Annotated in this window: 16 protein-coding genes; 5 read left to right on the top strand and 11 right to left on the bottom strand. The window is 38.0% G+C overall.

The annotated features are described in order from the left end of the window. Positions 1 to 43 precede the first annotated feature (43 nt). The 4 genes from JIN86_RS22275 to JIN86_RS22260 form a co-directional block, all read right to left on the bottom strand. The gene (locus tag JIN86_RS22275; RefSeq protein WP_202342911.1) at positions 44 to 667 is read right to left on the bottom strand and encodes a hypothetical protein; all 624 of its coding nucleotides are present in this window, start codon (positions 665 to 667) and stop codon (positions 44 to 46) included. 218 nt (positions 668 to 885) lie between these two features. Then, positions 886 to 1,206: an NAD synthetase gene (locus JIN86_RS22270; protein ID WP_202342910.1), complete on the bottom strand. Its 321-nt coding sequence runs from the start codon at positions 1,204 to 1,206 to the stop codon at positions 886 to 888. Between the two features lie 159 nt (positions 1,207 to 1,365). Beyond that, positions 1,366 to 2,190 carry an ammonia-dependent NAD(+) synthetase gene (nadE, locus tag JIN86_RS22265; RefSeq protein ID WP_004224483.1) on the bottom strand — a complete coding sequence of 275 codons (825 nt, stop codon included), beginning with the start codon at positions 2,188 to 2,190 and terminating at the stop codon, positions 1,366 to 1,368. A gap of 18 nt (positions 2,191 to 2,208) precedes the next feature. Further along, on the bottom strand, positions 2,209 to 3,669 hold the full coding sequence (locus tag JIN86_RS22260; RefSeq protein WP_202342909.1) for a nicotinate phosphoribosyltransferase: 1,461 nt from the start codon (positions 3,667 to 3,669) through the stop codon (positions 2,209 to 2,211). Positions 3,670 to 3,981: 312 nt separating this feature from the next. Here JIN86_RS22260 and JIN86_RS22255 point away from each other — a divergent pair, with 312 nt between their 5' ends. Both JIN86_RS22255 and JIN86_RS22250 read left to right on the top strand, forming a co-directional pair. Next, entirely contained in the window at positions 3,982 to 4,323 is a 342-nt protein-coding gene (locus JIN86_RS22255) for a P-II family nitrogen regulator (RefSeq protein ID WP_004224478.1), read from the top strand. Positions 4,324 to 4,337: 14 nt separating this feature from the next. Further along, positions 4,338 to 5,636 carry an ammonium transporter gene (locus JIN86_RS22250; protein ID WP_004224475.1) on the top strand — a complete coding sequence of 433 codons (1,299 nt, stop codon included), beginning with the start codon at positions 4,338 to 4,340 and terminating at the stop codon, positions 5,634 to 5,636. 154 nt (positions 5,637 to 5,790) lie between these two features. On the opposite strand, the gene JIN86_RS22245 is transcribed toward JIN86_RS22250, so the two are convergent. After that, a complete protein-coding gene (locus JIN86_RS22245; RefSeq protein ID WP_004224473.1) occupies positions 5,791 to 6,315 on the bottom strand; it encodes a methylated-DNA--[protein]-cysteine S-methyltransferase in 525 nt (174 codons plus the stop codon). A gap of 92 nt (positions 6,316 to 6,407) precedes the next feature. Here JIN86_RS22245 and JIN86_RS22240 point away from each other — a divergent pair, with 92 nt between their 5' ends. From JIN86_RS22240 to JIN86_RS22230, 3 genes are all read left to right on the top strand, one after another. After that, entirely contained in the window at positions 6,408 to 7,139 is a 732-nt protein-coding gene (locus JIN86_RS22240; protein WP_202342908.1) for an ABC transporter ATP-binding protein, read from the top strand. Further along, positions 7,136 to 7,888, top strand: coding sequence for an ABC transporter permease (locus tag JIN86_RS22235; RefSeq protein ID WP_004224467.1), 753 nt, complete (start codon positions 7,136 to 7,138; stop codon positions 7,886 to 7,888). The genes JIN86_RS22240 and JIN86_RS22235 overlap by 4 nt, the downstream gene beginning before the upstream one ends. A 74-nt stretch (positions 7,889 to 7,962) precedes the next feature. After that, positions 7,963 to 8,937, top strand: coding sequence for a proline dehydrogenase family protein (locus JIN86_RS22230; protein ID WP_202342907.1), 975 nt, complete (start codon positions 7,963 to 7,965; stop codon positions 8,935 to 8,937). Between the two features lie 44 nt (positions 8,938 to 8,981). On the opposite strand, the gene JIN86_RS22225 is transcribed toward JIN86_RS22230, so the two are convergent. The 6 genes from JIN86_RS22225 to JIN86_RS22200 all read right to left on the bottom strand — a co-directional run bounded on the left by JIN86_RS22225 (position 8,982) and on the right by JIN86_RS22200 (position 17,897). Beyond that, positions 8,982 to 9,593, bottom strand: a complete 612-nt coding sequence (locus JIN86_RS22225; protein WP_004224461.1) for a response regulator transcription factor — start codon at positions 9,591 to 9,593, stop codon at positions 8,982 to 8,984. Between the two features lie 16 nt (positions 9,594 to 9,609). After that, the gene (locus JIN86_RS22220; protein ID WP_009374109.1) at positions 9,610 to 10,758 is read right to left on the bottom strand and encodes a sensor histidine kinase; all 1,149 of its coding nucleotides are present in this window, start codon (positions 10,756 to 10,758) and stop codon (positions 9,610 to 9,612) included. Between the two features lie 130 nt (positions 10,759 to 10,888). Then, entirely contained in the window at positions 10,889 to 11,920 is a 1,032-nt protein-coding gene (desA, locus tag JIN86_RS22215; RefSeq protein WP_004224454.1) for a Delta(5) desaturase DesA, read from the bottom strand. Between the two features lie 109 nt (positions 11,921 to 12,029). Beyond that, entirely contained in the window at positions 12,030 to 12,530 is a 501-nt protein-coding gene (locus JIN86_RS22210; protein ID WP_004224452.1) for a GNAT family N-acetyltransferase, read from the bottom strand. Between the two features lie 95 nt (positions 12,531 to 12,625). Next, positions 12,626 to 16,057 (bottom strand): methionine synthase, encoded by a 3,432-nt coding sequence (gene metH, locus JIN86_RS22205; protein ID WP_202342906.1) that lies wholly within the window; start codon positions 16,055 to 16,057, stop codon positions 12,626 to 12,628. Then, complete coding sequence (locus JIN86_RS22200) at positions 16,050 to 17,897, bottom strand: bifunctional homocysteine S-methyltransferase/methylenetetrahydrofolate reductase (RefSeq protein WP_202342905.1); 1,848 nt, start codon at positions 17,895 to 17,897, stop codon at positions 16,050 to 16,052. The genes metH and JIN86_RS22200 overlap by 8 nt, the downstream gene beginning before the upstream one ends. Between the last annotated feature and the right edge of the window lie 77 nt (positions 17,898 to 17,974).

Below are 17,974 nucleotides of genomic sequence, written 5' to 3'. Positions count from 1 at the left end.
CATTGAGCAAGAAAAGACTAGAGGATTTCCCCTAGTCTTTGATTTAATGACTGTGCCCTTCTTCATTCATTTCATTCGAATGCATAGAGCCGGATGCATCTTTTTCATCCTCAGCCTTTTTTTGCATCTTTTTCTTACGTCTCTCCAATGCATCATCTTTAATTTTTTGTAGTTCCTCCACATAAGCTTTCGAATTTTCTTGCATATATTTATCTGCTTCAGCCTTGTCCACGAAATAAATATAGCCCCAGTTCATGGGAGATTTCAGCTCCGTTTTTATAATTGTTACATCTTCAATCTTTGCCCAATCTTTCGTTACAAAATCACGTACAAACTTTTCGTTTTTTTCTTCATTAGCAACCTCTGCATTTAATAAACAGCCAATATCGTCATAAAAAGCGATTGTTCCATCTTCTTTTATTGCCTGTGCTGAAAATACACCCATCTCATGGTCTTTCATATAAACTTTCATATTACACATTTCACAAATTGTATCTTCTCCTGGCTCTTGTAACCGTGTATCTACTAGTGAAGCAACTTGTACGGTTTCTGATTCATTTTTCGTAGTTTCTTGCTCCATTCCCTTTTCTTCTACCTGTTTTTTTTCGCTACCACAAGCTGCAAGTACAAATAATAATATTAGTGCAGGTAACCATAATTTTTTCACAACTTTATCCTCCTAAGTTTAGTTTAGTTTAGTTTTTTATTGCCATCTCCTACATTACAGATTAGTTGTGAAATTAGTTGAAAATCGCTGTGAAGAAATGGAAAAATTACCTTGAACATTCCATGAACATCTTCACTTCAAATATTTTGAACTTAGTGCTTTCACTTACTTCTCCTCAATAATAAAAAAACTCCCCACACTGATGTGGAGAGTTTAGCTTATATGGAAGAACGATAACTATTGAGTCGCTTCTTTTGTTTGTTTAAACGACTGAGCTTTAGTGCCGTTTCATTTAATTCACGGCGAATTTCCAAATCACTAGCGCTATCTACATGGATAGGTGCAATCGGTTGCTGCTGTTGTGAATTTACAGAAATAGCTGTTGAATTGTACGTCTTCTCTTTATTTTTTTGTAATCTATTTCGAAATTGCTTTTGTGGATTTTGCCCAAAGTTATGGCTGAGATCACCAGCATGTAAATACTGTTGTTCCTGCCGAAAAACACTACTTGTCGTTGCACTCACTCTAGAAGTCCTCATAAAAAGTTACCCTCCTCTACATTTTACTATCCTTATAGGTAATTATATCGACATTATATGCTGACAATTAACAACATAGAACCATAATTCATAAAAAAAGAGTGAAAAGAGCTATTTTTAAAAGTGTAAACACTTTCCTTATAACCCTTTTCACTCATCTTACTTCCAAAAATCGTCAAATATTGTTATTGGCATATGACGCTTATGTTGGGAACGCAAATAATACCCTTCTAATCTTTGGCGAGGTTCTTCTGGAATTTCTTTCCCCTCTAAATAATCATCTATTTGATCATACGACACACCTAGCGCCACTTCGTCTGGCAATGAGGGACGATCTTCTTCTAAATCTGCTGTAGGCACCTTTTTATATAGATGCTCAGGGCATTGAAGTTCAGCTAGCAATTGCTTTCCTTGTCGTTTATTTAAACGAAAGATTGGCATCAAGTCTGCTCCACCATCTCCAAACTTTGTATAGAAGCCTGTAACAGCTTCCGCAGCATGATCTGTTCCTAATACAACCGCTCCATTCATTGCAGCAATGGAATATTGGACCTTCATACGCTCACGAGCCTTTTCATTCCCTTTCACAAAGTCATTCAGCTCAACACCTGCATTTGTTAGAGCTCTCACACTAGCATCCACTGCGTCTTTTATATTTACTGTATAAACCTTCGTTGGCTTTATATAATCAATGGCATCTTGGCAATCTTGTTCATCAGCTTGTACGCCATATGGTAATCGTACAGCGAAAAACGAATACTTCATTTCTCCCTCTTCTGCATTTAATTCATCAATCGCCAATTGCGCTAGTTTACCTGTTAATGTTGAATCTTGACCACCAGAAATACCAAGAACAAACCCTTTTACAAAACTATAGCGTTTTGCATATTCCTTTAAAAAATCAATGGATTTACGTATTTCCCCCTGTACATCAATGTTAGGCAATACGCGTAATTCCTCAATAATTTGTTGCTGTAAAGTCATTGCACCTGTCACTCCTTTTTACATTCGTTTAACCATCGCATGCACTTCTTCAATATTACGCATCTTATTATCCCAGCATTTTTGACTGAGATCGACTGGATATTCTTCAGGATTCATCGCACGCTTATATTCATCCCATAACAGCTCTAAATTCTCCGCCGCGTAATCACGCATTTCCTCTAATGTAGGGTTTTGATAGTTGATCGCTCCAGTTTTAATAACATGCTGATGTAAATTCTTGGCATCAAAATTTGTAACAAACTTTGAGACAAACGTATGAATCGGATGGAACATTTTGATACGTTCCTCAGCTTGAGGATTTTCATCGTGCATTGTGATGTAGTCTCCTTCTGCCTTTCCGTTCTTTTTATCGATAATACGATAGACATTTTTCAAGCCTGGCGTTGATACCTTTTCCGCATTAGCTGAGATTTTTATCGTATCTTCAAGTTGCCCTTCGCTATTCTCGATGGCCACCATTTTATATACTGCACCTAACGCAGGTTGGTCATAAGCTGTAATAAGCTTTGTACCGATTCCCCAAACATCCACTTTTGCTCCTTGAGCTTTTAAATTTAAGATGGTGTATTCATCTAAATCGTTTGAAACAATGATTTTAGCATCATGGAAGCCTGCAGCATCCAACATACGGCGAGCTTCTTTCGACAAGAAAGCAATATCGCCGCTATCTAAACGTATGCCAATAAAGTTAATTTTGTCTCCTAGCTCTTTAGCTACTTTAATAGCAGTTGGCACCCCTGATTTCAATGTATTATAAGTATCTACCAAAAACACACAATCGCGATGACGTTTAGCATAAGCATGGAATGCATCATAATCATTTTTATAAGCTTGTACTAATGCATGGGCATGTGTACCAGAGACAGGAATTTTAAAAAGCTTACCTGCCCGCACATTACTTGTGGAAGCAAAACCACCGATAAACGCTGCACGTGTTCCCCAAATAGCAGCATCCATTTCTTGTGCACGCCTTGTACCAAATTCCATCGCCACTTCATTTTTAATAATTTGTTTGATACGGCTAGCCTTTGTAGCAATTAATGTTTGATAGTTAACAATATTAAGTAATGCTGTTTCAATTAGCTGCGCTTCTACTAATGGAGCTTCGATTCGGACAATTGGTTCATTTGCGAAAACTAGTTCCCCTTCTACCATGGAATACATATCTCCTGTAAATCGGATGTTCTTTAAATACTGGATAAAGTCCTCTTTATAACCTACTTCATCACGTAAATACGCAATATCCGATTCACTAAAATGAAAATCACGTAGATAATCAAGCATTCGCTCTAACCCAGCAAATATGGCATAGCCATTACCAAAAGGTAATTTTCTAAAATACAATTCAAAAACTGCTTTTTTATTATGTATGCCATCCGCCCAGTAGGATTCTGCCATATTGATTTGATATAAGTCTGTGTGTAGCGCTAAGCTATCATCTGCATAGTTTGATCTCAAAAGAAACCCCTTCTTCCGCTTTGATAATTAGTCCTAGTATACACTATATACCCAAATTCTTGCGTATTACATTCCCTCTTATAGATGTTAGGTTTTCTAACATAAATAGTCAGAAAATTTAGAACTGTACACATTTTAGACACAAATTTTAATACCGCTTTCATTCCCTTTATAAAAACCTTTTTTCCAAAATATTTCGGGACTAGAAATAATTAATGTAAACTAACCTTACATATAATCTAAAAAAACAATTGCACTGTTTTTAATACCGTTTTAACATGTAAATTAAATTCACGCAAGGAGCTGGTACACATGAAAAAAATTGAAGTAATCATTCGTCCTGAAGTTTTTGGAGCAGTTCGGGATGGTCTTGCACAGGAAGGAATTGCAGGGTTAAGCGTTTCTGAAATCGCTGGTTGTGGACGTCAGCTAGGTCGAACAGGACTCTTCCGCGGCAATACGTATGAAATTGAATTTTTACCTAAATTAAAATTAGAAATGATTGTAGACGATGGCAAAGTTGATGCCATTGTAGAGATTTTATTGCGTGAAGCAGCAACCGGTAAAGTTGGGGACGGGAAGATTTTCATTTATCCAGTAGAACAAGCAATTCGTATCCGAACAAAAGAAGTCGGATCGATTGCAGTAGAATAAAGGGGGCGATATAGATGGATGAAGTACTATTATCTGTTAATTTAATTTGGGTGATGCTTGGCGCTATTTTAGTATTCTTTATGCATGCAGGTTTTGCTATGGTTGAGGCTGGATTTACCCGCTCAAAAAATGCAGTCAATATCATCATGAAGAATTTTCTTACTATTTCTCTTGGTGGGATCGTCTATTTTTTATGTGGCTATGCCATTATGTTCGGAGACTCAGTAGGTGGCATTTTCGGCACAAGTGGCTTTGCTTTAAAAGGAGTAGATGATCTTTCTTTCTTTATCTTCCAAACAATGTTTGCTGCAACTGGAGCAACTATTTTATCGGGGGCTGTTGCAGAACGTACTAATATTTTCGCTTATGTTGGAGTTATTATACTTATGTCTTTAGTTGTTTATCCTGTAGTAGGCCACTGGGTTTGGAGTGGGCAAGGTTGGTTAACAGATTTAGGTTTTGTTGATTTTGCTGGCTCGACAGTTGTTCACTTAACAGGGGCTGTTGCAGCATTTGTCGCAGCAGTTATGGTTGGACCTCGACTAGGCAAATATGAAAATGGTCGAGTAAATGTTATTACAGGACACAGTATTCCATTAGGTGCATTAGGCGTATTTTTACTTTGGTTTGGCTGGTTCGGCTTCAATGGTGCTTCTACATTAGCTGCTGATCCAGAGCTAGTTCCTAGTGTTATTGCTAATACGTTTTTTGCAGCTGCAGCTGGTGTCGTTGCCACTGCTTTCTATACAAAATTTCGATACGGACATATTGATGGTTCTCTTACATTAAATGGTGCATTAGCTGGGCTTGTAGGGATTACTGCTGGTGCAGCGAATGTCAGCATTTTTGGCTCGCTTATCATTGGTTTAATTGCTGCACCTTTACTTGTGGAATGTGTACGCTTCCTAGAGTGGAAGCTAAAAGTTGATGATCCTGTTGGAGCAATTGCTGTTCATGGTATTTGTGGTATTTGGGGAACGCTGGCAGTTGGCCTATTTGATATTGGTGGGCAAGGTTTATTTTATGGTGGGGGTTTTGGTCTATTAGGTATTCAAGCAATTGGCGTTATTGCAACTATTGCTTGGGTTAGTGTATCTGTAGCAGCAGGTTTATTGATCATCAAAGCATTTGTCCCATTACGAGTAACGGCTGAAGAAGAAATTGCTGGATTAGATGTAATGGAACACGGAACGCCTGCGTACGAATACCAAGATATTTTTAAAAGCTCCGCTGTACGAGGCGAAACCTTCGCTCATCGTTTAACACATTTCGGTAAAACACAGAACAATGTTCAAGAAGAACAACATGTATAGCTAGTGATCTGCTCCTTTATCTCTGGATAATGGGGCAGATTTCTTTTGGTGTACTCCTACATTGGAAACCGTTCATTTACAGATGAAGTAGGTTACTTTGTTTGAAGTAATCAAGTCTATAGAAAAAGCGCTCTTTCCATCATTTAGCAAGAGATTAACATTTACCACTTCTATCGAGCGATTCCTTCTCTAACTCAAGTAAAAATTGTTTCATAGCTAAGCCGCTTCTAAAGCCTGTTAATTGACCATTTTTGCCAATGACCCGATGACATGGAATAATCGCCAGGATTGGGTTTGCTCCAATAGCAGTCCCTACTGCTCGAACCGCTTTGGGATTACCAATGCGTTGAGCAATATTTCCGTAAGTTGTTGTTGTACCATAGGGTAATTCTTTTAGTGCATCCCACACTGCTAATTGAAATGCTGTCCCTTTTACATGGATTGGAAGATTAAATTCAATAAGTTCCTTCTTAAAATAGGCTGTTAACTGCTCTTTATATGGGAGCAACTTTTCTGAATCCTCTTCAAAGCAATATCCTTTAAATGGTTTTTCAGCCCACTCCTTTACTTCTTCGAATGATGCATTTGGTGTACCTATATATACAAGTCCTTTGTCTGAAGCCACTACATACATATCACCTTGTGCATAGGTTAATGTATCGAAATACAATATTTCCATTCCCAAATCCCCTTCTTTCTTTTTTCCACACCATCTTCCAATCATTTCATGCTACAGTTATTTTACTGACTAAAGTAAAGGAGTTTCAATAGATGAATATGTTATATGAACCTGCCATTCACTTTCAACAAGTTCAATTTTCAGTAAATGACAAAATGATATTAAAGTCAATTACTGGGTCATTTCCAAAAGGGCAAATTACCACTCTCGTTGGTCCCTCTGGCGCTGGTAAAACAACTTTACTTAAATTATGTAATGGCCTTCTCTCACCATCAAATGGGCATATACTCGTTGATAATCAACCTATTTCTACATATGATCCAACAGCTTTAAGAAGGCATGTTGGTATTGCTTTACAGGCAGCTCCTATGATAGCAGGTACAGTGTTAGAGAATCTTGCACTTCCTCGTACACTGCAAGGACAAAAACTTTTGCAGCAGGAGGCTATTCAATATTTAGAGGACGTTGGGTTAAACGAAAGCTTCCTGCATCAATCTACAAATAATCTATCAGGCGGACAACGTCAAAAGGTATCCATCGCTCGAACACTTATCAATCAATCCTCTATTTTATTATTAGACGAAATAACATCTGCCTTGGATCGTCAATCCGTACAGGATATTGAAGAATTGATTGTCACCATTAACAAAAAATACAATGTCACCATGATTTGGATTACCCATAATTTGCAACAAGCTCTAACGCTTGGTCACTATACATGGGTTATGATGAATGGGGAGCTCGTTGAAACTGGTAAAAGTTCATTACTCAATGAACCCACAAATCCACGTGTTGCTGAGTTTGTACAGGGGGTAAACAAATGACATTTCCAGCCTTATCACTGACATTAATTTTTGTTTGTATTCCTTTACTACTATCCAAAATATTAAAGTTAGACCTTGAAAAAGATACACTTATTGCAACATTACGCTCCATCATTCAATTGCTTGCTGTCGGCTATATATTAAAATTTGTGTTTGATGCAAATAGTTATAGCTATATTTTCCTGATGGTAGCACTAATGATTATCGTGGCCACGTTAAATGCACGAAAAAAAGGAGCAGGTATTAAAGGAATCACCTGGAAAATAGCACTGACTCTTCTCATGATAGAAATAATTACACAAGGTGTTTTGCTAGGCTTTCAAATTGTTCCAGCAACTGCCCAGTATATCATTCCCATTAGCGGGATGCTAATTGGTAATTCCATGGTGCTATCCATTTTATTCTTAAATCGTTTTACAGCTGAAATTACTAACCATAAGGATCAAATGGAACTAATACTATCCCTGGGTGGCACACCAAAACAGGCTATTCATCGCCAATTAATTAATGCCATAAAAGCTAGTATGATTCCTACGATTGAGAGTCAAAAAACAATCGGACTAGTACAGCTACCAGGGATGATGAGTGGTCAAATTATTGGGGGAGCCGACCCTCTTCAGGCAGTCCAATTTCAACTCTTAATTATCTTTGCTCTCTTAACAACTGCAACATTATCCAGCGTTATGATAGGCTTTTTAAGTTATCCTGCACTATTTAATGAACGTATGCAAATACTTGATATGAAATAATTGTTAGGCTGAATGTAATATAGTTTAAATAATTTATGTTATACTAAAAAGAAAATGCAGTTAGGAGAATGACCATGTTATTACGCGATTTTTTCATCCACTTATCTGAGAACCAACTATTAAATAGTGCTGCAAAGAAATATGGCCTAAAATTAGGAGCACAAAGTGTAGTAGCTGGTACAAATATCGAAGAAACAATTGCAAGCATCAAAGAACTAAATGCACATAATATTTCTTGTACAGTAGATAACTTAGGTGAATTTGTTTCAAGTAAAGAAGAAGCGACTGCTGCTAAAGAAAAAATCCTTACTGTGATCGAAGCTATTAACGAAAATGGTGTAGCTGCACATATTTCATTAAAGCCATCTCAATTAGGCTTAGATATTGATGTTGATTTTTGTTATGACAATCTGTATGAGATTGTAGAAAAAGCCGCTTCATATGATATCTTTGTTAACTTTGATATGGAAGACTATGGACGCCTACAAACTTCCTTCGATATGGTGGAAGAATTATCGAAAACATTTAATAATGTTGGTACGGTCATCCAATCATACTTTTACCGTGCAAAAGATGATATTGAAAAATTTAAGGACTACCGTTTACGTATCGTAAAAGGTGCTTATAAAGAGCCAGTTGAAGTAGCCTATCAAGACAAATTAGATATTGATTTAAACTTTATTGAGTTGATTGAATATCACCTACTAAACGGTAAATTTACATCAATCGCAACTCATGATCACAATATCATTGCGCACGTAAAACGCTTTGTAGCTGATCATAATATTCCGCTTGATAAATTTGAATTCCAAATGCTATATGGTTTCCGTACAGAAATGCAAAAAGAGCTTGCAAAAGAGGGCTATAACTTCTGTGTATACGTTCCATTCGGCGAAGATTGGTACGGGTATTTCATGCGCCGTTTAGCTGAGCGTCCTCAAAACCTTAATCTTGTCACAAAACAAGTATTTACGAAAAAAACGAATACTGTTCTTGCAGTAGCAGCAGGTGCATTCGTTCTTGGTCGTTTAACTAAACGCAATAAGTAAAAAAATGAGAACCTTTTCGCTTATGATGCGATAAGGTTCTCATTTTATTTATTCCATCCTTTTTCTTTAAAGCGTGCAATGGCCTCAATTCGATTGCCAACGTTTAGTTTTTCTAAAATCGTCGAAATATAATTACGAACTGTGCCAGCAGACAAAAACAGCTCAGCAGCAATTTCCTTTGTCGTCTTGCCCTCTGCTACAAGTGTCAGAACTTGACTCTCTCGCTCCGTTAAAGGATTTTCACTATCATCTTCATAGACAAAATCAACGAGCTCTGGCGCATAAATGCGTTTACCGTCCATTATTGTACGGATTGCGCTCACTAACTCCTCTATAGGGCTATCCTTTAATAAATAGCCTCTGACACTCGCTTTTCTAGCACGTTCGAAATAACCAGGTCTAGCAAATGTAGTTAAAATAATGACTTTACAACCTGAGCCAGTGCTATGCATTTCTTCTGCTGCGTCTAGTCCCGTTTTCACCGGCATTTCAATATCCATAACACAAATATCAGGCTGATGCTCTTCCACAAGCATCAATGCTTCCTCACCATTTTTTGCTAAGCCAACAACCTCCATATCCTCCTCCATACTAAGTAAAGAGCGAAGTGCGCCTAATAGCATCCCCTGATCTTCAGCAATCACAATTCGTATCATGTCACAATCCTCTTTTCTATATGTTCTTCAAATTGTCTTTGACATTCTGATGCGTAATAGCTACTGGGATAGTTACCGTTAATGTAGTGCCCTCAACACTTTCAATTTTAAAGGACCCATTAATAAACTCTAAACGTTCCCGCATTCCTTTCAATCCATTACCAGTTCTCCAGGCTTGTTTTTTCGTAATACCCTGTCCGTTATCTCGCACTACCAAATAAACTTCTTTAAAATTTTGATGGAAAGCAATTTCACATTTTGTTGCTCCACTATGTTTGACAACATTATTAACCGCCTCTTTTAAGCACATTGATAAAACATTCTCTACAAGTGGTGGAACTTGCAATGCGTTTTTATCACCCTCAAAGACAAACTCCATTTCAGCTGCCTTTAGTATTTGTGAAATACGCATGATCTCATCTTCAAATTTTGCCGTACGCATATCTGAAACTAATTCCCGAACCTCTTTTAAGGCAATACTAGCCGTCTGGCGTATATCCTTAATCTCAATCAAGGCTTGCTGGGGATCTCGTTCAATCAACCTAGAAGCTAGATCACTCTTCAAACCTATCATGGACAATTTTTGTCCTAATGTATCATGCAAATCTCGAGCTATTCTTTGTCGTTCTTCAAAAACAATTAATTCAGCAATACGTTCATTGGCTGTTTCTAACTGTCCCTCTAAATTTTCACGTTTATTTTTGGAATAAAGCGTTAGCGGTAAAAGGACAACAGCTAAAATAGTTAATACAACGAAAGGCAACTGTGATAAAAATAGGTTGAGCTCTACAAAGAATCCAGCACCAGTTGAAATAACTGTAAATCCAATATGTAGACCATACATAATATAAAAGCCGACGGGTCTTCGGATATTCCCAATAAAAAATGCTGTGAAAATGGACAAATAGACATAGCCATACAAGATGGTCATAATAATGTTTATAACCATTTCAAAGCTAATCCACATATAAACTAAACCGCTTTTCGAATTCATAGCAAATCGATAGAAGATAAAATAAAGCATTAAAAATGTAATGCCTATCGATATTTCGATATAAGATGATTTCCTAAAAATGAAGAAAAACGGTAGGAAACAAAAAATTATCCACAAATATACACTGAGCATCGGACTATTCGGAATAATACTATGCCATTTCCTCAACATAATCTCACGCTCTTTCCTACTTTTCCCTTATTATAACAAGAAAATTAAATTTATGCCTGTGCATGCTTTGACCCATAGTCTTCTCTTTACATAAAACAGCCATCTCTCTTGCAGAGATGGCTGTTATCAACTAAGCGGCAATACTGCCTCTTGCTTTACGTTTTATAATTTCATTTACTTCTTTATACGTCACAAATTTACCTTGATCTTCATCATATAACTTGTAACGTAGTGATTCTAAACTCGTACGTAAAGTAATCGTTGTTGCCATGTGTAATGGCGGTGTCTCATTGTGTGCCTTTTCAAGATTATAATTAGGTACACGAGGAGCTAAGTGATGAACATGATGGAAACCAATATTCCCTGTTACCCATTGTAAAAGTTTTGGCAATTTATAATAGGAGCTTCCTTCAACTGCAGCTTTCACATAATCCCACTCTGAATCGTGTTCAAAATAAGAATCTTCATACGTGTGTTGGATGTAAAATAACCAAATTCCTAAAGAACCTGCAATAAATAAAGTAACGCCTTGCACTAATAAAAACGCTTGCCAGCCCATGAAGAAAATTAAAGCGGCACAAATTCCCACCATGACAATATTCGTTAAAATTGTATTGAGACGTTCCTTCTTCTTCGCATCCTTACGATTAAAACGATTTAAGACAAGAACCATATAAAGTGGGCCTAATCCAAACATCACAAATGGATTACGATAGAAGCGGTACCATAGACGCTGCCCTTTTGAGGCTTGCATATATTCTTCAACTGTCATCATATCAATATCACCGATACCACGCTTGTCTAAGTTTGAGCTTGTTGCATGGTGAATTGTATGCTCACGTTTCCATTTTTCATAAGGGAATGATGTTAGCACCCCAGTAAAAAATCCAACCCAGTCGTTTGCCTTTTTACTTTTGAAAAATGACCCGTGTGTACAATCATGAAAAATAATAAAAGTTCGTACGACAAAACCTGCTGAAATGGCACTTAAGCCAACTGTTAGCCAAGGTGATACATCCACTAACAAGTAACCAGCCACCCATAATGCAATTAACGGTACAATTGTATTTATAATCTGAAAAACACTTTTACGCGTATCTGATTTGGCAAATGGCGCTACATCTTGGCGTAACTTTTTTGTTTTTTCTTTAATAGTTGCCATCTTTTACTCCCTCGTTTCTTTTTTTCTTATGATCTCATCATAAAACAAGAACACAAGTCAATAACAGACGCAAACATCACAAAAAGGATATGACATTTGTCATATCCTTTTATGATTTCGGTCCAGTCAAATGAAGTTGATAGAACACAAGGTCTAGCCATTGTTCAAATTTATAGCCTGCATTTTTAATGGTTCCTGCATATTCAAAGCCTAATTTTTCATGTGCTTTAATACTACCAATGTTTTCTCCATCAATACCAGCAACAAGCGTTTTGACCCCATTTTCTTCAGCCATCGCTATCAGCTTGTTCATGAGTTTTGTCGCAATCCCTTTTTGATAATGCTCTTTATGCACATAGACAGAGTGCTCCATTGTATATTTATAACCTGGATAAGGACGGAATTGACTATAGGTAGCAAAGCCAGCAACAAGCCCATTATCCTCAAATACAAGTAAAGGATTATCTAATGCTTGTTGTTCCTTAAACCACTGTACTTTTTCATCAAAAGTTTGTATTTCGTATCGATAAACAGCCTTGCTTGTTAAAATAATATCATTATAGATAGCCAAAACCTCAGGAATATCTTTTTCTTCCATGAATCGTATCATTCTGCTCACTTCCCTTAACCAAATTGTTTTCTTCTATAAAGAAACAGAGATAGACAGTCCTTGAATAGACTATCTATCTCCTCTTATTTTATGCCTTAAACATTGAAGTAGCGAGCATCAGGATGAGCAAAAACGATTGCAGATACAGATGCTTCTGGCTCCATCATAAAGCCTTCTGTAAGATGGACACCAATATCCTCAGGTTTTAATAGGCCGAATAGTTTCTCTTGATCCTCCAAGTTAGGACATGCAGGATATCCGAATGAAAACCGTTGACCTTGATATTTTGCAGCAAAACGATCTCTCATAGTGAAATCTGTTGCATCAGGGAAGCCCCATTGATCACGAATTTCTTGATGCATACGTTCAGCAAAGCCCTCTGCTAATTCTAAAGCAGTGGATTGCAAGGCATGACTTTCAAGGAATTTCCCATCCTCTTTTAACTGGCGGGCTTTAGCCATAACTCCTTGACCTGCTGTTACAACCATGAGTGCAATATAGTCCATTTCACCGCTCTCTACCGTTTTTAAGAAATCTGCAAGACATAAAAATGGTTCAACCTGCTGACGAGGGAAGGTAAAACGCTCAATTTCTGTCTTACTATCAGCAGGGTCATACACAACGACATCATCACCATCTGCTTGAGCAGGGAAAAATTGATACAAACCAGATGGCTTTAATAGATCACTTTTTAAATAATCATCTACTAAATCCTTGAGCTCTGTTGCTCTTGAATCACCCGCATCAAGCAATTGCTGAACTTGCCCTTTCAAGCCTAAATGGTGTCCCAGTAATGTACGCATATTAACATAAGGATATAAATGAGATACAGAATATTCTTTTTTCACATGACGTCGTAAATCAGCTGGTAAAAATACTGGCGCATCTTTTACTGTTCGTGCAGGCTTTATTGTTACCTCTTTTGCCGGCCGAGCAGCTCGTTTTTCATCGGCCTCTAAACGTTTTTGACGGGATTCTTCAATTTCTGCTAAGAAATTTTCACGTGTCCCTTCACCCATTAATAGATTCGCTTGCTCTAAGCCTTGCATAGCATCCTTTGAATAAATAACAGGACCACCATATTCATCTGCAATTTTTGTTTCAGTAAAACGACGTGAAAGTGCAGCACCACCAACTAAAATAGGAACATCAATTCCTGCCTCTTTAAAATCCTGAGCAGTAATGACCATCTGTTGCGCTGATTTCACGAGTAAACCTGACAGCCCAATAAAATCCGGTTTTTCCTTACGAATCGCTTCAATCAATTGGGCAGGGGTTACTTTAATGCCCAAATCGACTACCTTATAGCCATTATTACTTAATATAATATCAACAAGGTTTTTCCCAATATCGTGAACATCGCCTTTTACCGTAGCAAGTACCATTTTCCCTTTTCCAGCACTCTCTTCATCCTTCTCCATGAATTGCTCTAAATGAGCAACTGCGGCCTTCATCACACCTGCTGATTGTAAAACCTCTGCCACAATGAGTTGATTATCATTAAATAATCGACCTACCTCAGCCATGCCCTCCATTAAAGGACCATTAATTATATCAAGTGGCGCCTCGAAGATTTCCCGTGCAGCGTCTAAATCCTCAATTAGCCCTTCTTTGGTACCTTCTAATATATAGTAAGCTAAACGACCTTCAACCGTTTTCGGAATATCAGCTTCCGTTTTTTCCTTCTTTTTATCTCGATAAAAATCTGTAAACACTGCTAATGTTTCATCATTAGTATTAAAGAGCAGGTCATTTGCGAGTTTGATTTCTTCTTCTGGGATGGATGCATAACGCTCCAATTTCTCTGTATTAACAATGGCATAATCTAAGCCCGCCTGTGTACAATGATAGAGATAAACAGCATTCAGTACTTCACGGCCAACTGGTGGTAAGCCAAATGAGATATTACTTACGCCAAGTACCGTCAATGTCTGCGGCAATTTTTCTTTGATGAGACGAATGCCTTCAATCGTTTCTAACGCTGAGCCAATATACTGCTCATCCCCAGTTCCTACAGGGAACATTAATGGGTCGAAAATGATATCCTCTGGTGCAATCCCCCATTTCTCCGTTAAAAGTTGATAGGAGCGCTCGGCAATTTCGAGCTTTCGATGACGGTCAACCGCCATTCCCTTTTCATCTATCGTTCCGACAACTAACGATGCACCATATTTTTTCACGAGTGGTAATACTGCATCAAATCGTTCTTCACCATCCTCTAGATTAATAGAGTTAATGATGGCTTTCCCTTGTGAAAACTTTAATGCTTCCTCAATTACTTTTTCATCAGTTGAGTCAATTACAAGAGGCACCTTAACCTTTTTTACAACCTCCTGCATAAAACCACGCATATCTGCTAATTCATCGCGATCAGGGTTGGCTAAACAAATATCAATAACATGTGCACCATTTTTGACTTGAGCACGTGCAATCTCTGCGGCCTCCTCAAATTTACCATCGATGATTAAATTCTTAAATTTACGAGAGCCGATTACATTGGTTCTCTCCCCAATAAATAATGGACGCATAGAATCGTCATACAATAATGGTTCAATTCCTGATACCGCATGACCATGTGTTTTTTCCGGTAATTGACGAGGTTTTTCATCTTTTAAGACCTCACGAATGGCTGCAATATGAGCCGGTGTCGTCCCACAACATCCACCTACAATATTAAGCCAACCTTTTTCTGCAAAACCTTTTAATTTTTGCGATAGTGATTCTGGTGATTCGTGATAACACCCTTCTTCATCTGGCAAGCCAGCATTTGGATAACAGCTAATATAGCCTGTTGAAAGCTCTGCTAATGAACGAATGTGATCCGTCATAAACTCAGGTCCTGTCGCACAGTTTAGGCCAACTGATAATGGTTTAATATGCTCGATCGAAATATAAAAGGCATCGATTGTTTGCCCTGCAAGCGTTGTACCCATCGGTTCTATTGTTCCTGAAATCATGACGGGTAGCTCTTTTCCCGTTGATGCAAAAGCGCGCTGTACGCCAAGTGTGCCTGCTTTGACATTGAGCATATCCTGACTTGTTTCTAATAACAAAACGTCGGCTCCTGCCTCAATTAATGCCTTTGCCTGTACATAAAAATTTTCCTCTAGTTCATCAAAAGTAATACCACCTGTTACTGATAACGTTTTTGTTGTTGGCCCCATAGCACCTGCGACAAAACGTGGCCAATCCGATGTGGTATAACGATCTACTGCTTGGCGAGCAATTTCCACTGCACGCTTATTAATTTCTTCTGCTTTTGTGCCAAGATCATATTCATTTAACACAAGAGGCGTCCCACCAAATGTATTTGTACAAATAATATCTGCGCCTGCCTCTAGGTATTTATGGTGAATTTTTTCAATAACATCTGGTCTAGTAAGCACAAGATTTTCATTACAGCCATCAAATTCCTCGCCACCAAAATCCTCTGCTGCTAAATTTTCATTTTGTAGCATTGTTCCCATTGCGCCATCAAGAATTAAAATACGTTTCTCTAATTGCTCTTCAATCGAGTGCTTAGCCATGTATACTTACTCCTTTTTTCTGTTCATCCAATTGCTCTATATATTTCATCAACTCTAATGTCACATCGTAACGTAAAAATGGTGTAATAAGGTAAATCCCATTGAAATATTGCGTAGCCACTTCTACTAATTCTTTTGCTATGGAAATCCCTTCCAATACCGCCCTTTCCTTATCTTCTCCACATGCTTTCATTCTTGTTAAGGCATCTTCAGATAATTTGATACCTGGCACTTCATGATGTAAAAATTCAGCACTTTTATAACTCGTAACAGGCATAATACCGATATAAATGGGAGCTTGTAAATGCTTTGTTGCCTCATAAATCTCTACAATTTTCTCTTTCGTATATACTGGTTGAGAAATGAAGTAGTCTGCCCCATGCTCAATTTTATTCTCCAAGCGTTTCACAGCACGTTCTAACACACGGACGTTTGGATTAAATGCAGCAGCAACTGAAAAATTTGCTTTTTTACGAAGTGGCTTACCTGAGAAAGAGACCCCTTCATTTAATTGCTTAATTAATTGGATTAGCTCCATGGAAGATACATCATAAACACTTGTCGCACCTGGGAAATCTCCTACTTTCGTTGGATCACCCGTAACGGCCAACACATCATGAATACCTAAAGCATTTAACCCCATTAAATGAGATTGTAGACCAATTAAATTACGGTCTCGACATGTAATATGAGTTAGTGGGCGTACACCATGTGAACTCTTCAACAATGCGCCCATTGCAATATTGCTAATACGTGGAGAGGCCAATGAATTGTCTGCCATCATAACTACATCTGCACCTGCATCATATAATTGCTTTGCTCCTTCAAGGAACCCGTCAATCTCTAAATGTCTAGGTGTATCCAACTCTACTATGACAGAGCGTTCACGTTTAACTTTTTCATGAAGAGGCTCATACTTTGTTGGCTCCGCTTCCCGAACAATCTCAATCTTTTTAGGCTTCGCATGCTTCTCCTGAACCGGTGATAACTCTTCTAAATACTTCTTTGCTGCTGCAATATGTTTGGGTGTTGTACCACAGCAGCCCCCTATTAGGCGTACACCTTGATCACGCAATTCAACAGCCGCTCGACCAAAATAATCAGCTTCTGACTCATAAACGACACGCCCATCCTCTAAGTCCAGAAGTGATGCATTCGGGTAGGCCGACATAAATGCCTTATGAGGAAGTTCTACACCTTCAAATGCCTGAATTGTATGGTGTGGACCTAGTCGACAATTGACACCAACAATATCCGCACCTAAGACTTCAAGCTCATGGAGAGCATTATTTAAAGACACCCCATTTTGTAAAACACCAGGCTCATGCATAGAAACTTGTGCAATAATCGGCAATTTTGTTTTTTCTCGTAGCATCTTTAAGGTTGCTGTTAATTCTTCAAAATCATAATAAGTTTCAAGTAAAAGGCCATCTGGATTCCCTGCAAGTAAGACTCTTGCTTGTTCTTCAATAGTCGCTAATATTTCATCCAAGGTTGCATCACTTTTACGAATTCCCCGAATACCACCAATTGTTCCTAAAACAAATTGACCGCCATCAGCCGCTGCTCGTTTTGCGATGGTGATAGCAGCTTCATTAAATTGTTGAACACGTGATTCTAATCCATAGCGAGCTAATTTAATGGCATTTGCACCGTACGTATTCGTTTGAATGATGTCAGCACCAGCTGCAATATATTCTCTATGAATCTTTTCAATTAACTCGGGTCTCTGAACATTCATTTCCTCATGGCAATACTCCAATCCATAGCCGTATAGCACTGTGCCTATTGCACCGTCTGCCGTCAATACATGCGTTTTTAACCTTTCAAGCAATCCCATAAAATTAGCCTCGCTTCCTATGTCTCTATATAATAAAAAGCCTTCTTTCATAAAAAAAGAAGGCTTTAACGATTCAT

The organism is Lysinibacillus sp. HST-98 (genome assembly GCF_016757845.1).
Taxonomy (GTDB): Bacteria; Bacillota; Bacilli; order Bacillales_A; family Planococcaceae; genus Lysinibacillus; species Lysinibacillus capsici.
The sequence above is the reverse complement of the archived record's forward strand: the minus strand, read 5'-3'. Positions and strand labels throughout refer to the sequence as shown.

Excerpts from the sequence above, each read along its gene's own strand:
- JIN86_RS22270 (WP_202342910.1), bottom strand. The coding sequence starts at position 1,206 with ATGAGGACTTCTAGAGTGAGTGCAACGACAAGTAGTGTTTTTCGGCAG.
- nadE (WP_004224483.1), bottom strand. The coding sequence starts at position 2,190 with ATGACTTTACAGCAACAAATTATTGAGGAATTACGCGTATTGCCTAAC.
- JIN86_RS22255 (WP_004224478.1), top strand. The coding sequence starts at position 3,982 with ATGAAAAAAATTGAAGTAATCATTCGTCCTGAAGTTTTTGGAGCAGTT.
- JIN86_RS22250 (WP_004224475.1), top strand. The coding sequence starts at position 4,338 with ATGGATGAAGTACTATTATCTGTTAATTTAATTTGGGTGATGCTTGGC.
- JIN86_RS22245 (WP_004224473.1), bottom strand. The coding sequence starts at position 6,315 with ATGGAAATATTGTATTTCGATACATTAACCTATGCACAAGGTGATATG.
- JIN86_RS22240 (WP_202342908.1), top strand. The coding sequence starts at position 6,408 with ATGAATATGTTATATGAACCTGCCATTCACTTTCAACAAGTTCAATTT.
- JIN86_RS22235 (WP_004224467.1), top strand. The coding sequence starts at position 7,136 with ATGACATTTCCAGCCTTATCACTGACATTAATTTTTGTTTGTATTCCT.
- JIN86_RS22230 (WP_202342907.1), top strand. The coding sequence starts at position 7,963 with ATGTTATTACGCGATTTTTTCATCCACTTATCTGAGAACCAACTATTA.
- JIN86_RS22225 (WP_004224461.1), bottom strand. The coding sequence starts at position 9,593 with ATGATACGAATTGTGATTGCTGAAGATCAGGGGATGCTATTAGGCGCA.
- JIN86_RS22220 (WP_009374109.1), bottom strand. The coding sequence starts at position 10,758 with ATGTTGAGGAAATGGCATAGTATTATTCCGAATAGTCCGATGCTCAGT.
- desA (WP_004224454.1), bottom strand. The coding sequence starts at position 11,920 with ATGGCAACTATTAAAGAAAAAACAAAAAAGTTACGCCAAGATGTAGCG.
- JIN86_RS22210 (WP_004224452.1), bottom strand. The coding sequence starts at position 12,530 with ATGATACGATTCATGGAAGAAAAAGATATTCCTGAGGTTTTGGCTATC.
- metH (WP_202342906.1), bottom strand. The coding sequence starts at position 16,057 with ATGGCTAAGCACTCGATTGAAGAGCAATTAGAGAAACGTATTTTAATT.
- JIN86_RS22200 (WP_202342905.1), bottom strand. The coding sequence starts at position 17,897 with ATGGGATTGCTTGAAAGGTTAAAAACGCATGTATTGACGGCAGACGGT.